The following is a 15,864-nucleotide window of genomic DNA, read 5'->3' as shown; positions in this document are numbered from 1 at the left end:
GGCCCACCGAGCGCAATAATAGCCATTAACCCTGCATACACAGCAGACAAGACAACTACTTTCTTTTTCATCATTCTTATTCACCGCCATTCTCATCCCAAAAGGATTGATAGAAATAAGCTTTTTCCCATTGCAGCTGACCGCTGTAATGGGTTGCAAGTTCCGCAGCAATATTTTTCGTTTCCTTTATATAACCATATTTTCTGAAAAATGGGAACATTATTTCTTCACAATAGGCCATAAGGTCCGGTTGGGAAAAATTTCTTTTCTCGAAATAATTGGCATAAATATGAAAATATTTATGCTCCGGCGTGCCACTGACTGCCTTTAATTCTTCAATCAATACTGAAGCATTCTGGCCTGTTTCGACCATGGACTCCAGCAAACTGGTCAAAACCGCTTTGTAGAAATAGGTATCGTCTTCCAGGTTTTCTTTTAATGCCTGAAGAATTTCCAAAGCTTCACCATGTGCATTTTTCATTCTCAGCAGCTCTGTGTAATTATAGAGCGTTTGATTGTGCAATGCTGATTGCTTTGTCAGATGAGTGTTGCGGATCAGCACTTCGTAGAGGCTTTCTGCCTGAACCAGCAAATTTCTGCGGGTGTAATTGATCGCTAGAAGCATCTGGGCGTGGAGCAGTCGGATGTAATTATGATGAAGCTGAAAAGACCGGGCCGCCAATTCCGCAAAATGTGCAGATAACTCATAACGGTCTGCCAGGACCAGCATACGGGCTTTCTGATAATAGAATTCCCCTTCAAACTTTTGTGGAATGCTTTGTATGCCAAGGTCCAGGCTGTTAAGAAATTCAAGAGACTTTGTATTGTCCCCCATCATGGAACAGTACAACGATTGGAAAAACTGATGAACCCAATGCTCCGGCGCTAAAAAAGAGGCTTTCATGCGTTCCAGCAGTTTTTTCTGCTGTTCTGCTTTGACCGGGTCATTATCGTAAATGTAAAAGCGGAATTTATAGAGTTCGTATTGATTGACCAAATCAGTGGATTGAATGTAATCGTTTTCCAGTTCCAGTTGCCTGTATATTTTCCGCATGGTTTCCAGATCATAATGCAGGGAACAATCGATGAACTTGCCAATCATCCTTTCCAGCTGTTTGTGCTTTTCCACCTCTCTGTTCAGCTGAACGCCCATTTTCAATAGCAACGCTTTGATGGTCGATTCATGCGGGATGTAAGCATTGGATTCAATTTTGCTTAAATGTGAAATCGAGCAGATGCCATCTGCCAATTGCGATTGAGTCAAACTGTTTTTTGTCCGATAGTACTTGATGATAGAACCGACATTCATAATTTCACCCTTTTTTACAGAATAAATAAAATATACCATAAAAAAACAACCCCGACATTTCTGACAGGGCTGCCTCTTTGAGTAAGTGCTTTAATTAATTATTGTACGCGTGCAAACCCGAATCCTGATGCATAATCGTCACCATATCCAGCACCCCATCCTGAAAGGATGTCGTATGCTGTTGCACGGTTTTGTAGATTATTCCGTACTTGGACATTCGTAGCGCTTGGGTTTGTCGCCCAGACTTTTGCAGCAAGTCCAGCTGCATGTGGTGAAGCCATCGAGGTCCCGCTGATCGTCGCATAGCCACCCGTATACCAAGCTGAGTACACTGCTGCACCCGGTGCCGAAATTTCAACATCGTATTTGCCGATCAAGTAATCACCGTCTGTAGAACTGTAGCCGCGTGAAGAGAAATCAGCTACTCTGTATGTGCCATTCTGGATAACATTTTCAAGAGCTGCCACTGCCACTGCATTCTGTAAGGCGCCTGGGAAGCCGATAGATCCCTGGTAAGGGCCTGAGTTTCCTGCTGCTGCAATAATCAAAACACCCTTGCTGTAGGCATAGTTGACTGCATTTGTGATCAGGCTGCTTTCAGCAGAAGATCCCAACGACATATTAATGACTACTTTCGTCTTTAATGCAGTTGCTTGATCCGCAACGTGGCGGATCGCTATGGCAATATCATCAGAAGATCCTGATCCATCATCTCCTAATACTTTGTATGCCCAAAGATCAGCTTGTGGAGCCACTCCATACAAACCTCCATTGCCATCTGCAAGCGCAGATCCCGCAACATGCGTTCCGTGTCCCTGACGATCTGTACAACTGCCATTTGTGATGCTGGCGCTGAGTGTAAAGTCTTTGCATTGTTCTACATTGTTCGCCAAATCTGCATGGTTTACGTTGACGCCCGTATCGAGTACGGCAATGTTAATGCCCGCTCCACCCGAGGTTTGAGAAAGATTTGAATTATTGTAGATGGCTTTGATGCCCCATGGCGTTGACTGAGCTGCTGCCATGGTGGAATACTTAGCCAACGGTTCAGAGGATGTTTCTTCAATGCTATATTCCGGAACTTTTTCAACATTTATATTTTTATTTTTCTGGAGAGCTTCGAATTGCTTTTCGTTCATATTGGTGGTAAATCCTTCGCTTTCAAAATCCCATTGAACACCGTATTGGTTTTTAGCATTTTTCAGTTCTTTCTGATTTGCCGCATCAATCAATACACGGAATTTCTCATTGCCATTCGCTTTTTCAACGGAATCCCCGTTTGCGCTGACGCCCATTGCCGGTATAAGCAAGGTTGCTGTCAGCATTGCTGTTGTAATGAACTTTGCCGATTTCTTCATTGTTCAATCCCCTTTTCCAATATGGTTTATGGCAGCCTGGGTCCAGCTGCGGCGTCCCGCGCTTTCACACTCTTCCTTGTTTGATCGCTCTGCCACATCTCTAAAGTTAGCAGAATTTTCAGTTTTCCGTAATTGGGAAATTTCTTCTCACTAATTGACCAAAAAAGCATAATGAGTCTATTTACTCACTTACATATACCTATAGCTGATTTTTTCCCTAATAAAAACAAGCCATAAAACCATTCTTACTGAATGGCTTTATGGCTTGTTAAATTTCGATGGTATCAGTAAATTGTTTTCTTCAAAAAGTAAACACACGCTTCATAAGGCTGCAGAACGCCTTTCACACGTTTTTCGTAATTGGTCAGAAGAAGTTCGGCATCGTATGGGGTATTCCAGGTGCACGGGTGTTCACTTAAATTTGAGGCAATGAGCATTTTTGTATAGCGGTCTTCCCGGTAGTATGCGTACACATCCGGACACCCCGAATCTGCCAAGCTCGTCGTTCCATAAACCAGTAGCTTCCAGTTTTGGCGCAAATGAATCATTTTCTTGTAAAATGACCAAATCGATTTTGGGTCATCCTTTTGGGCTTCTACATTCAGCCATTTATAATTCGGATTTACACCGAGCCAAGGCTCGGCTTTGGAGAACCCGGCGAAATCCTGATTGTTCCACTGCATCGGTGTGCGGGCATGGTCCCTGCTGACTTTTTTGATGATTTTCATCAAATCCTCATGGGGCACTCCTTCTTTTCGATTGTAGCGATACATATTTTTTGTTTCGATGTCATTATACATTTCAATATCATCAAAAGGGGCATTCGTCATGCCGATTTCCTGACCTTGATAAATGAAAGGGGTACCCTGCATGAAGAAGTACATGCAGCCCAACGCTGTAGCACTTTCAAACCAATATTTCCGGTCGTTTCCCCAAATGGAAACCGTTCTTGGGCGATCGTGGTTTTCAATGTAAAGAGAGTTCCAGGCTACGCCATGTGCAGCTTCTTGCCAACGGTTCAGTACTTCCTTTAAATCTTCGACATCCAGTCCGGCATCAAAGCTGTCGCTTGCCGCTTCATGTGCTTCCAGATGGAAAATCATATTGAATTTCCCTTCGTGTTCACTAATCCATTGCTCCATATCCTGTGATTTGGTACTGTTCGCTTCTCCTACAGTGACAATATCATCATCTGAAAAAGCTTCATCCCGCAGTTCTGCCAGTATATCCTGCAAGCCTTCCACATCGGTGAATTTTTCCCAGGCCGGAACATAAGTCAGGTTTTTTGGGTTGGGCATGTCACTGTAGTCTTTCTTCAAATGATTGATGGCATCGACACGGAAGCCATCAACGCCTTTAGCCAGCCACCAGCGGATCATTTCGTACACTGCCTGACGCATTTCTTTATTTTCCCAGTTTAAATCCACTTGGTTTTTCGTGAAAATATGCAAATAATATTGTTTGGTCTTCGAGTCGAAGGTCCAGGCTGGGCCTCCGAATATACTCTCCCAATTGGTCTGCCGGTCGCTCCACACATACCAGCCGCGCTTCGGATTGTCTCGGGAAGAACGGGATTCCAAAAACCACGGATGCTGGTCACTGGTATGGTTCAGCACCAAATCGATGATGAGCCTCATCCCCCGTTTATGCACTTCCTCCAGCAGACGATCAAAATCCTCCATTGTCCCCATTTCTTCCATGATCGCCTGGTAATCGCTGACGTCATATCCATTGTCGACGTTCGGGGATTTATACATCGGGCAAATCCAGATAATCGTGATGCCCAGTTCATCTAAATAATCCAGTTTTTCTGTCACACCATTCAAATCACCTATACCATCACCGTTGGAATCATTAAAACTTCTTGGGTAAATTTGATAGACCACTGCCTCTTTCCACCATGTTTTCTTCAAAGTCCTCTCCCTCTTCCTTACGCTGGAAATAACTATTGCCGAATCGGTTTTCCTGGCCAGCTTTTTCTTATACCAATCAAATAGTTGATACTTGCGCTTTCAAGCCTTGTGTCCATTTCCAGCCGCTGATTTCTGCAGCGTCCAAAACGTGCTGAGGCTTGCTGGCACCTAAAATTGCCGAAGTGATGGCCGGCTGATTAAGGGTCCACGCCAGCGCAAACTGCGATAGCTCGTAGCCTTGGTCACCCAATAACTCCTTATAGGCTTCGACCTTTTCGAAGTTCGCATCTGTAAAGTAAGGCTGGATGAGTTCTTCACCTTTAGCCGCCCGGCTGTCTTCCGGCATGTCGCCTTTTGACTTGTATTTCCCTGACAGCACCCCTCTGGCCATCGGACTATATACAAGCAAGCCCATTTTTTCAGCTGCACAATAAGGCATCACTTCGTTCTCCAATTCCCTGGACAGTAAATTATATTGCGATTGGCTCGAGACAAAATGCTCGAATCCTTCTAAGTTGCTGACTCCTCGCGCTTTGGCCATTTGCCAGGCTGCATAATTTGAACAGCCGATATAGCGGATCTTGCCCTGTCTCACCAAATCCGTCAAAGCGGACAAGGTTTCTTCCAACGGCGTATTATCGTCAAAGCGATGTACTTGGTAAAGATCAATCCAATCGGTCTGCAGCCGGCGCAGGGAATCTTCCGCCTGCTGCATGATGTGGTGCCTGGATGATCCTTGCTCGTTTGGTCCTTTGCCCATCGGCAAGCCTACTTTGGTAGCCAATACCGCTGAATTCCGCTTTCCTTTTAAGTAACGGCCGACAATTTCTTCACATTCCCCCGTACCGTATTTAAAAGCCTCATCTTGACCTTTGCCATAAAAATTAGCCGTATCGATCAGGTTAATCCCTTGATCCAGAGCAACATCCATAATTTCATGGGATGCCCGTTCGTCAATCCAGCGGCCAAAAGCCATCGTCCCCAAGCTTATATTTGAAACCTTCAGCCCTGTGCCTCCCAAGTTCTTGAATTCCACCCAATCCCCCCTTTATTGATTACTCTCCAATTCCCGTAACAGTTCACTCTTCTTTCTATTCAATATTTCCATGGAAATTCCTGCTATCCACGTCAGTTTTTAAACAATAAATCCGTGTTCTATAAGTCGAACTTTCTATTATTATATAAGTTGAACTAATAATCTTTCACAGCAGATATTCTGCAAGACAGCTGCTAGTATGTGAGTAAAGAAATATACGATCATAATTAAGTGAAGTGAATCTCTTAGCATCGCCATCCCCAAAGCTTCCGAAGCATTTTATAAAATGATGATTCTTAAGTTCAACTTATTTATTCGTATTTCCCCATAAAAAGGCCACCGGCAATAAGTGCTTGCCGGTGGCTGTTTCCTTCTATTATTCAGCATTATATTCTTCAAATACTGTAGTGGCGAACCCAGCAACATAATCACTGCCGCCATTGTCTTCGATCGATTCGATCATCATGGCCAGGATGAAATCCGGGCTTTCCGAATCGTAGGCGACAAAAAAGCCATTTTCCTGTCCTTCTTCGCCAATCGCGCCTTTTAATTCAGCGGTACCGGTTTTTCCGGCAATTTTCACGGAGGGGCTGTTGGCTGATTGGGCATAGCCATCCACTACAACATTGCGCATGCCCGTGCGGAGAGTTTCTGCATTTTCTGCGCTCAGCAATCCTTCTTTCCATACCTGGCTTTTTTCCTCATCCATAAACAGCAGCGGCTTGTACATGATGCCATCTGTCAGGAACGGCTCATACATGGAAGCCAAGTGAAGGATATTGGTCAGCATTTGTCCTTGCCCGAAAGAAGTATCCGCAAGCTGGCCTTCAGACCCTAAAGTTCCTTCATTGGAAATCTGCGACGGCTGCAGCTCTAAAGCGAATGGGATTTCTTCTCCAAAACCATAGCTCTGCAAACCTGATACAAGTGTTTCATTGCCCATGTTGAGCGCTTGGCGGGCAAAGTAGATGTTGTCCGAGTACACCAATGCTTTGTTCAAATCAATCGGATTGGGTGCTTCTGGATGCAGGCGGGTTACCCGGTAATCTCCCCAGGAACCGTCTTTTTGCCATGTGGCGCCGTCAATCTGCAGACCATCCGCAGGCTCCAGCGTTCCCGCTTCCATGCCGATTGCGGCTGTCACCGGCTTGATAGTTGAGCCTGGTGCATAAGAAGCTCCAAACCGGTTGAACAAAGGATTTAAGGGGTCTTCACTCAATTCTTTGAAACGGCTCTTGCTGATTCCCAACATGTATTCGTTCGGATCATAAGCCGGTGAACTGACCAAAGCCAGCGTTTCACCGGTTTTTGGGTCGACTGCGGCACTTGTTCCCGCTTCGCCTTCCATCGAATCAAAAGCTGATTCCTGGAGCTCTGCATCAATGGTCAGAACGACCGTTTCTCCGTTTTCAGCAGGTGTTTCCGCAATTGTCAGCTCTTCCCCGTTGTCGCCTTGCTTTTTAATAAGAATTTTCATGCCTTTCTTGCCATGAAGGCGGTCTTCAAGTGTTTGCTCAAGGCCTCTTCTGCCGATTGAATCGGTTGCTGTATAGCCCTGATCTTCAAGCTCTTCCAGTTTCTCAGCAGTAATAGGGCCGATATAGCCGCTCAGATGACCCAGCGCTTCTCCGTATGGATATTCACGCATCGCTGTTTCCTGATAGGTTGCACCCGGAATCGCTTCTACTTTTCCCAGCAATTCCGTATCATTTTTAGCTGCCTTGGAAATTGGCACAAACTGATCCTTCTGGACCCAGCTTTGTCCCATTTTTTCATCAATAGAGGCAACTGAAATTTCCAGGATTTCCGCAAGTTCGTCTTTATCGGATTCTTCGGTGAAGCTTTCAGGAACCACACCGATATTATAGCCTGTTCCGTTGACGGCAATCGGCTGTTCGTTGCGGTCTAAAATCTCACCGCGCTCTGCATCTGATGCTGAGACACGGACTTCGTCACCCGTTTCCAGCTGCTCAAAAATAAAGGAAGGATCCCATTCGACAAACCAATCTTCCGTATCTTCCTGCGTTTCATACAGCAAGGTCATGGATTTTTTAAATTCGACCGGTCCGGCCATCGTGTCCATTTTTACCTGTACCGGAAAATCTGCCGGACTTTCAGTATCCCATTCGGCATCTTCTTCCGGTTCCGTATAAGTCACCTCGACATTTTCAATGGCCAAGTCATCATAGAGCTTTTGCTGACGTTCGACAAAATCTTCCGAGGCGTAAGCTTCCTTCGTGCCTTGATTTAAATAGGCGCTGTACATCTCTGAAAACTCTCCTTTGTTCCAGTGTTCTATGTATGCTTTCAGCCGATCTTCGGGTGTCGCCTGTTGCTGGCAGCCTGCCAGAAAGCCCAGGAAAATCAATGACAATACGATTGTTAATTTCTTAGCCATACCATTACCCCCAATTGTTTTCTTTATTTTACCAATAAACAACTAGAAGTTGAAAGGATAACAGCTCTTAGGCCAAGTCCATATCACATTGAAAAATCCTTTAGTCTCTGCTCGGTGTGTTTTAGGCACAGCTGTTCAAAAAAATTCCCCACTTCTTCTTATAGAGTTTCCAGGACGCATAATTTCCTCTGCAAAACATCCGCAATTGCCAGTTTTAATATGGTAAACTGATTAACAAAAGACAGGAGGGTGAATATGGTTAAAATTACATTTTCAGAATCAATTGGCGCAGTACTAACACTTGAAAAAAGAGCACAGTTAAAGCAAATTCATGAGAATCTTTACAGCAAAAAAGGGAAAGGCTCTGATTTTCTCGGCTGGCTGGATTGGCCAAGCACACTTGAGGAAGAGTTTTTGAAGAAAGTCGAAAAAACGGCAGCACAAATCCGTGACACTGCGGATGTTTTGGTCGTCATCGGCATCGGTGGATCGTACTTGGGTTCTAAAGCAGTACTATCGGCATTAGATCCATATTTCAACAAAGAATCGGGGCTGGAAGTGGTCTTTGCGGGCCATCAAGTCAGCGGCGAATACTTAAAGCAACTCCTTGCCCATCTTGACGGCAAGCGTGTCATGGTCAACGTCATTTCCAAATCAGGCAAGACGACAGAGCCTGCCATCGCTTTCCGTTTCCTGAAGGATTATATGGAAAAGCGCTATGGCCAGGAAGCGGCTGAGCGGATCATCGTCACAACGGACGCTGAAAAAGGCGCCTTATTGACACTCGCTGAAGCTAATGGCTACCAGCGCTTTGTGGTTCCTGAAGACGTAGGCGGACGCTATTCTGTTTTCACTGCTGTTGGATTGGTGCCAATTGCGGCTGCCGGCTACTCTATCCGCGACTTGATTGCAGGAGCTGTGAATGCCGAGGAGCTTTACAACAACACCGATGCGGATGAAAATCCAGCGCTGCAATACGCGGCAGTCCGCCATCAGCTTTATGTTGAAGGTTACACAACAGAAGTGATGGCGACGTTCGAACCAAAGCTTTCATTCGTACAGGAATGGTGGAAGCAATTGTTTGGCGAAAGCGAAGGGAAAGAAGGCAAAGGCATCTTCCCTGCTTCGGTTTCCTTCACGACTGACCTTCACTCTATGGGACAGTATATACAAGACGGCAAACGTAATTTGTTTGAAACCTTCCTGCTGGTCCAAGAAGCGAAAGAAGACCTCTCGATTTTCGAAGCCGAAAACGATGGCGACGAATTGAATTACATGGCTGGACTTTCTTTACAGGAGTTCAACCATGTAGCGTATAAAGGAACATCGAGCGCCCATTTAGACGGCGGCGTACCTCAGCTCAGCCTGACCATTCCGAAAATCGACGAATACAACCTGGGTCACCTGCTGTATTTCTACATGCTTGCTTGTGCCTACAGTGCTTATCTGCTCGACATCAATCCGTTCGATCAGCCAGGCGTCGAAGATTACAAAAACAATATCTTCAAACTGTTGAATAAACCTGGATTTTAAAACCATAGAAAAAGCTGGCCTGTAGAAGGCCAGCTTTTTCTATGGTAAGGTCCGGATTACTTTTCTTTCAAAACGAGGGAAGCTCCAACCATAACAGAAGTTTTAAAATCCAATCAATTGTGTTAACTAAAATTAAAAATAAGTTGACTTAAATATTCCACCTAAGTATACTCAATTTATATTGAAAAATCAGGAGGAACCCGTATGACAACCACTACTACCAGATCGGCCAATCATTCCCGCACGCTGCAATTGGTACATATCGCCATGTTCGCCGCCTTGATGGCTATTGGCGCAAATATTGCTACATTTTTGGTTGTTGGTGGCGTCCCCATCACACTTCAAACTTTCTTCGCAATTTTGGCAGGCATTCTGCTCGGCAGCCGGATGGGCTCTGTATCGATGATTGTTTATGCGTTTATCGGCCTTGCTGGCGTACCTGTCTTTGCAGGATTTTCCGGCGGCATGGACACTTTGCTCAGCCCGACGTTCGGTTTTATCATTTCTTATGTTTTTGTCGCCTATTTTGCCGGGTTGATCGTGGAAAAATGGCCTTCACGAAAAGCCTTTGTGGTTGCAGCCCTGGTTGCCACAGCCATCAATTACTTGTTTGGCACCAATTGGATGTTTGCGGCATACAAGCTATGGTTTGCCGCACCAGAAGGATTTTCTTATCAGATGGCCTGGGCCTGGATGGCAGTGCCGCTGCCAAAAGATCTGATCCTGGCAGTTCTTGCCGGTTTGTTCGGGTTCCGCTTAAAACCCATTATCCAAAAATATCTATAAAAAACCGGATGCCTTTGAGGCATCCGGTTTTTTTATTTAGTCGGAGCTGATTTCCACTGGTCTTCCAACCATTTCTCGAAATCTTCGCCTTTGTCGCCTTTATACGTATCATAAATATCCACACGCATTTTTTGAAGCTTCACTTTGAATTCTTCATAGCTGTGGTCTGCAGGCAAACTTTTTTTGATGCGCACAAGCACTTTGGAAGTATCTTTGATCAAGTCAAATTTCTTCCGTTCCGGCATGTGGACATTCTCGCCAAAGCCTTTTAATTTTGCATAAGCAGCTTCCTGCACTTGATAGACAGGGTCGTGGTTCATGCGGTGCGTCAAAAGGTCGATCGTTGGATCACTTTTCCAGTTGCCAAGCTCTTCAACCGCAGCCAAACGCTCTTTCCAGTTTGCTGTCCGGTTCGCCGCTTTTTTCAATTCGTCGTAATTCGGTGGTAAGTTAGGTGTGTTTTTGTTCGGTTGTTTCAAAAAATTCATTCTCCTTTGTTCATCTCCCTTTGCGGGAAATGGGGTAATGCTCTCCGTTGACGGAACAAGTTGCTACCAGTATACCATCAACTGATGCAAAAGGAAAAAAGCCGATTATTCTGCAAGCCGAGTCTACCTCGAAAAAGGAATATTTAGAAGCCCTAAAGTTTTATACGCCTGTATTTTCCATAAGTCTTATTACCTTTTTTAACTAATATTTGATAAAATTATTAAAAATAAATTGAATATTAAGTAAACTAAAGATAAGGTGATGATGTATTAAATAAATTATTGGAAAAGGAGGAATATTTATGAAGAAAAAAATAAGTGGAGTCATCTTCGGCTCATTTTTGGTGTTGAGTTCAACACTAAACGTGGGTGCTGTAGAAAATGATAGGGATTGTGGAGAATTTTCATCTCAAGAAGAAGTAATGGCTTTCTGGTATGACAACGGATATAGTGCAAGCAACGATCCACATGATTTAGATCGTGACAGTGATGGTTTACCATGCGAAACTAGTCAAAGTGAATACGATAGTTACGTAGCAAGCCAGGAAACTGATGACTCTTCTAAGGAAACAGTTGCTGAAGAAGAAGCAGCCACTGAAGAAGATGAAACAGAAGAAGGTGCTGCATTGCCGGACACAGCTTCAAACGGGCCATTGATGATGCTGTTTGGTGCAGGGCTTGCTGGTGCAGGTTCTCTTCTATTATTCCGCCGCAAAAACCAAAATGCTTAAAATAAAATCTGCCGCCTGGAAATTTCCTGCCGGTTCTCTTTGAGGTGAAGGCTGATGAAAAGATGGCTGGGTGTATTTTTACTTGTCTCAGGACTGGCAATCGGACTCTACCATTTATTTGAATGGCAAACCGCTGCAAGCTCAGCACAAAATTTAACGGTGGAAGAGCTCCAAACAATCCAGAAATTTAAAGAGCACTCTGCAGTCGAGATACCGGAAGAATCTATTGAAATAGAAGACAAGGCGACAGCTATTCCTCTTCCTGCTAAAGAAACGGCACCTGTATTGACCACTTCTGTCCAACAGGAAGCTGGTGAAAAAACAGCGGCTTTGCTGATTCCCAAAATCGAACAAAAATATTCGGTTTATTGGGGAGCCGACGAGGAAACTTTGGAAAAAGGCGTCGGCTTATATGTCAGCGACTTAACGACCATTCCAGGTGAAAAGGGACATACTGTATTAAGTGGGCATCGGGATACGGTTTTTACGGGACTGGGTAAACTTGAAGATAAAGATCAGTTGATGGTTCAATACGACGACGAGACTTTTGTCTATGAAATTACCGATATTTGGATCACACATGAAGATGACAGGACCGTCATTGTTGAAAAAGATCAATCCACGCTGACATTGACCACCTGTTATCCATTTGATTTTATCGGCTATGCGCCTGACCGATATATCGTTCAAGCGGAACTGGTTTCAACACATGACACTGCTTCAAAATAAACAGGGCAACAGCCGATGATTCATCAGCTGTTGCCCTGTTTATTTTCATTCACAATTTTTTTGATGGCGCCGATCAAACGTTCTACTTCTTCTTCTGTACTGTAAGGCGCCAGCCCCGCTCGCACCCATCCGCCGCTGTCGTTGACGCCAAGGACATCGCCAAGCGTCGAAGCATAGAAATGCCCCGCAGCGGCAAAGATGCTGTACTCTTCAGCCAAGACTTTGCAGATTTCCGACGATTCCATGCTGCTGACCTGGAAAGCGACTGTCGGTGTTTTCGGCACATCTGCGGCCGCCTGAGTTACCGTCACGCCTTCAATTGCGGCTAAGCCTTCCCGCAGCCGCTGGGCCAAGCTGTTTTCGTAGGCTTCAATTTGCTCTATTCCGGACAGAATACGCTCCCTGCGGGTTTCACCTTCGCCAAACCCTGCAAAAAACTCGACGGCCGGCCGAATACCAGCGATGCCTTCATGGTTTTGCGTACCAGTTTCCAGTTTATCGGGATAATACGCGGGTGAAGTAGTCAGCTTATACGGCTCAAGGTCCTTGAAAACCTCTTCTTTAATTGCTGCAATGCCGATATGCGGCCCAAAAAACTTGTAGGCCGAGCACAATAAAATATCAATTTGCTGCCTGTCCCGATCAATCGGCAGATGAGGAGCGGCATGAACAGCATCCGCTACCAGCAAGGCACCCACTTTTTTTGCCCGTTCAGCAAAGGGTACGAGGTCGACTACTGTGCCGATGGCATTGGAAGCCATTCCGACAGCAACGATCTTTGTCTTAGCGTTGATCAGCTTGTCCAAGCCTGTCAGATCCAAAGTTTTCGTTTCGGGATCGACCTTGATCCAGCGAACTGTTAATCCACGGTCCTCCGCCATCATGATCCATGGATCGACATTGGCGCGGTGGTCCATTTCTGTGACAACGATTTCGTCGCCTGCTTGGAAGTTTTTGCCGAGTGCGTTGGCTATAGCAATCGTTAAAGTGGTCATATTGGCACCGAATGCCACTTCCTTTGCCTGGACATTCAGAAAGTCAGCCATTGCCAGCCTTGCCTCTGAGATGATTTCTTCCGTTTCCCAGCTGGATGGGAAAGCCCCGTGGAGATTGGCGCCTCCGCTTTCCATATAGGCTGCAATCGCCTGGATTGCCGAACGGACGACTTGTGAACCTCCAGGACCATCAAAATAAGCAACTTGCTTGTCTTTATATGTTCTGGCCAAAGCCGGAAACTGCTCCCGCACTTTGGTGATGGAGAAAGTCGCTTTAGTGGATTTCATCGTCTGCAGCTCCTTTTCGAATAAGGTACTGTTACCATATTCAATTTCCCGGTGGAATCTCCTTTATTTTTCATCGATTTTTGGAATACAATCCATTGTGGGTGAAATACGATCCATTACGCCTGAAATACAGTCCACAACAGACAAAATACGATCCGTTCCAACCCAAATACGAGCCAAACACCATTTTCCCACCAAAAAAACGCCGCAAATCGCGGCGCTCTACTTCGTTTCATTAAACTGCTTTCTGGCACACCAGAATTTCGCGCAGGAACAACCCTTTTTTCGCAACGCAGCGGTCCGTAACCACAAATCCGGCTTCTTCGACCATATGATCCATCGTCTCGATGGTAACGACCAATAGTTTTTCCGTGAATGGATGGGCATCTTTCAAAATCGCCAATTGGTCTGCAGGCGTTGCGTGCGTATACAAATTATACGGCATGTCGATAATGGCCACATCGTAGCTTTTCTCGACTTCCGCAATCGGACCCAACTCCACGTTGCCCATCAACCCGAAGTGGGCAATGTTCTCGCGAGACCCTTCGACGACCAACGGATTGATGTCGCGTCCGACAATATCAATGCCCATCGACAGCGCCTCCACCAAAACCGTACCGATGCCGCAGCACGGATCGATGGCTTTAACGCCTTCCGGTTGTGGCACCGCGATATTTGCCACAGCCCGAGCCACGCGCGTGCTGAGTGCCGTTGAGTATTCCCGCGGCTTTTTCATATGCTTGAACCAGACCGGTTCGCTTTGGAGATAACGCCCGAAGTACCAACGGCCCTCAAAGGGAATCAACCCGAATGTCACATCTGGATGATGGACATCCGCTTCGCCGGTAATGGCTGATCCGATTTGCCGTTCAATGTCCCGTTTCCCCAAATAGTCGACCTGGTCCTGCTCAGACAAGCCATTGATCTTCAGAAAGATCACTTTGAATGTTGCATCCCCCATGTCTACTCTGGCGGATTGTTCCAGGATATCCTGCAATGTATCACCTTCAAAATACAATTCAATGCGTTCCTTGATAAACGGGCTTCGGCTTGGGTCTATCGCCACTCTGCTCTTGACGATTTTTTCGCTGGTGTCCCTTCCGAAAAAAGACCGCATTTCCAATTGGCATAGTGCTTCTTCATCATTCGTATAGGCGTATGTATAAATATAGTCGCCTGTTGCAGTTAATCGATTCAATTCATCCCGTCCTTATCTGCCCTTTTGTTCAGGACAATATCCCATAAGTATAGCAGAATCCATCGAAAGTTAGTCGACTTGAAGATCATAATTCGCTTCAATGACTTTGATGATTCCTGTGATCAATTCATTGTACGGGGTATCGATACTATGTTGCTTGCCGAGTTTCGCTACAGCTCCGTTGATGGCATCAATTTCTGTTTTCCGCTTATGCAGAACGTCCATCAGCATCGAGGATTTATTGGCACCGATATCCTCCTGACCCATCTTCAGGCATTTTGCGATGATTTTCTCTGCATCCACAGAGACACCTTCCGCTTTGGCTACCTGCACCGCTTCCGTGACGATGCGACGCAATAAATCCTGACCTTCATCGGTATTCAGGATATCACCATTCCTTAACCGCGTCAGCGCAGTCAGCGAATTATAGGCAACATTGACGAATAGTTTATTCCAGATAACCGCTTGGACATCTTCCGCTAATTCCGTTTCCAGACCTGAGCGGTTCAGCAGTTCAATGAATTCCAGCAGTTTTTTCTGGGCATCCGCGTCTTCAGACTGGCCGATATAATTTTTGCCCCAACCTCGGTGAAGGATCCGTCCGTCACTTTCCACACTGGCGCCGCAGCCCATCGTTCCAGCAACTGATGGATTGTCCGGAAACAGCTCAGCAATCACTTCCGAATTTCCAAGGCCGTTCTGCATGGTGACGAACAGGGTTTGCGGGGAAAACGAATCCCTTATAGCTTCCAATACCCTCTTAGTTGCATGTGCTTTCACCAGTACTAAAACAAGATCGTAGGTATCTGTTTTCGAAATTTCCTGCACAACTTTCAACGGAACCGTCGTTTCCTGGTTATCACGTTCTACAATCGTCAATCCGCTATGATTGATTTTTTCTACATGCGGATTGTTCCTATTATATAGAAGAACTTCAACCTGCTGAGCTTTGAGGCGGCCGCCAAACAAACTGCCCATTGCTCCTGCACCTGCAATCAGTATGTTCATTAAATCCCTCTTTTCAAGCAGTTGTTCTAGCTGCTGGGTAGCCTGAATATACCACAAAAAAACCAGCTTCCTCTACAGGACAGCTGGTTTTTCA

Annotated in this window: 13 protein-coding genes; 4 read left to right on the top strand and 9 right to left on the bottom strand. The window is 45.5% G+C overall.

Annotated features, from left to right (window positions below; translation table 11 throughout):
- Positions 1–76 precede the first annotated feature (76 nt).
- The 5 genes from J7I83_RS03720 to J7I83_RS03700 form a co-directional block, all read right to left on the bottom strand.
- Complete coding sequence (locus J7I83_RS03720; protein WP_251047433.1) at positions 77–1,309, bottom strand: helix-turn-helix domain-containing protein; 1,233 nt, start codon at positions 1,307–1,309, stop codon at positions 77–79.
- A 98-nt stretch (positions 1,310–1,407) separates the two neighbouring features.
- The gene (locus tag J7I83_RS03715) at positions 1,408–2,667 is read right to left on the bottom strand and encodes a S8 family peptidase (RefSeq protein WP_215099333.1); all 1,260 of its coding nucleotides are present in this window, start codon (positions 2,665–2,667) and stop codon (positions 1,408–1,410) included.
- Positions 2,668–2,951: 284 nt separating this feature from the next.
- Positions 2,952–4,580: an alpha-glucosidase gene (locus J7I83_RS03710; protein WP_215099332.1), complete on the bottom strand. Its 1,629-nt coding sequence runs from the start codon at positions 4,578–4,580 to the stop codon at positions 2,952–2,954.
- A gap of 76 nt (positions 4,581–4,656) precedes the next feature.
- Entirely contained in the window at positions 4,657–5,616 is a 960-nt protein-coding gene (locus J7I83_RS03705; protein WP_215099331.1) for an aldo/keto reductase, read from the bottom strand.
- A 376-nt stretch (positions 5,617–5,992) separates the two neighbouring features.
- Complete coding sequence (locus J7I83_RS03700) at positions 5,993–8,014, bottom strand: penicillin-binding transpeptidase domain-containing protein (protein WP_215099330.1); 2,022 nt, start codon at positions 8,012–8,014, stop codon at positions 5,993–5,995.
- 255 nt (positions 8,015–8,269) lie between these two features.
- On the opposite strand from J7I83_RS03700, the gene J7I83_RS03695 reads away from it, so the two are divergent.
- Both J7I83_RS03695 and J7I83_RS03690 read left to right on the top strand, forming a co-directional pair.
- Positions 8,270–9,547 (top strand): glucose-6-phosphate isomerase, encoded by a 1,278-nt coding sequence (locus J7I83_RS03695; protein ID WP_215099329.1) that lies wholly within the window; start codon positions 8,270–8,272, stop codon positions 9,545–9,547.
- 204 nt (positions 9,548–9,751) lie between these two features.
- Positions 9,752–10,333 carry a biotin transporter BioY gene (locus J7I83_RS03690; RefSeq protein ID WP_215099328.1) on the top strand — a complete coding sequence of 194 codons (582 nt, stop codon included), beginning with the start codon at positions 9,752–9,754 and terminating at the stop codon, positions 10,331–10,333.
- A 32-nt stretch (positions 10,334–10,365) separates the two neighbouring features.
- On the opposite strand, the gene J7I83_RS03685 is transcribed toward J7I83_RS03690, so the two are convergent.
- Positions 10,366–10,821, bottom strand: a complete 456-nt coding sequence (locus J7I83_RS03685) for a HEAT repeat domain-containing protein (protein ID WP_215099327.1) — start codon at positions 10,819–10,821, stop codon at positions 10,366–10,368.
- A 302-nt stretch (positions 10,822–11,123) separates the two neighbouring features.
- Here J7I83_RS03685 and J7I83_RS03680 point away from each other — a divergent pair, with 302 nt between their 5' ends.
- Both J7I83_RS03680 and J7I83_RS03675 read left to right on the top strand, forming a co-directional pair.
- On the top strand, positions 11,124–11,552 hold the full coding sequence (locus J7I83_RS03680; protein WP_215099326.1) for an excalibur calcium-binding domain-containing protein: 429 nt from the start codon (positions 11,124–11,126) through the stop codon (positions 11,550–11,552).
- A gap of 54 nt (positions 11,553–11,606) precedes the next feature.
- Positions 11,607–12,281 carry a class D sortase gene (locus tag J7I83_RS03675; protein ID WP_215099325.1) on the top strand — a complete coding sequence of 225 codons (675 nt, stop codon included), beginning with the start codon at positions 11,607–11,609 and terminating at the stop codon, positions 12,279–12,281.
- Positions 12,282–12,304: 23 nt separating this feature from the next.
- Here the strand turns inward: J7I83_RS03675 and J7I83_RS03670 are convergent, their stop codons facing one another.
- The 3 genes from J7I83_RS03670 to J7I83_RS03660 all read right to left on the bottom strand — a co-directional run bounded on the left by J7I83_RS03670 (position 12,305) and on the right by J7I83_RS03660 (position 15,770).
- Complete coding sequence (locus J7I83_RS03670) at positions 12,305–13,564, bottom strand: cysteine desulfurase-like protein (protein WP_215099324.1); 1,260 nt, start codon at positions 13,562–13,564, stop codon at positions 12,305–12,307.
- A gap of 235 nt (positions 13,565–13,799) precedes the next feature.
- Complete coding sequence (locus J7I83_RS03665) at positions 13,800–14,762, bottom strand: TRM11 family SAM-dependent methyltransferase (protein WP_215099323.1); 963 nt, start codon at positions 14,760–14,762, stop codon at positions 13,800–13,802.
- A gap of 69 nt (positions 14,763–14,831) precedes the next feature.
- Positions 14,832–15,770, bottom strand: a complete 939-nt coding sequence (locus J7I83_RS03660) for a ketopantoate reductase family protein (RefSeq protein WP_215099322.1) — start codon at positions 15,768–15,770, stop codon at positions 14,832–14,834.
- Between the last annotated feature and the right edge of the window lie 94 nt (positions 15,771–15,864).

It is taken from the genome of Planococcus sp. ISL-110, assembly GCF_018613575.1.
Taxonomy (GTDB): domain Bacteria; phylum Bacillota; class Bacilli; order Bacillales_A; family Planococcaceae; genus Planococcus.
This window is presented reverse-complemented; position numbering and strand designations above follow the sequence as displayed.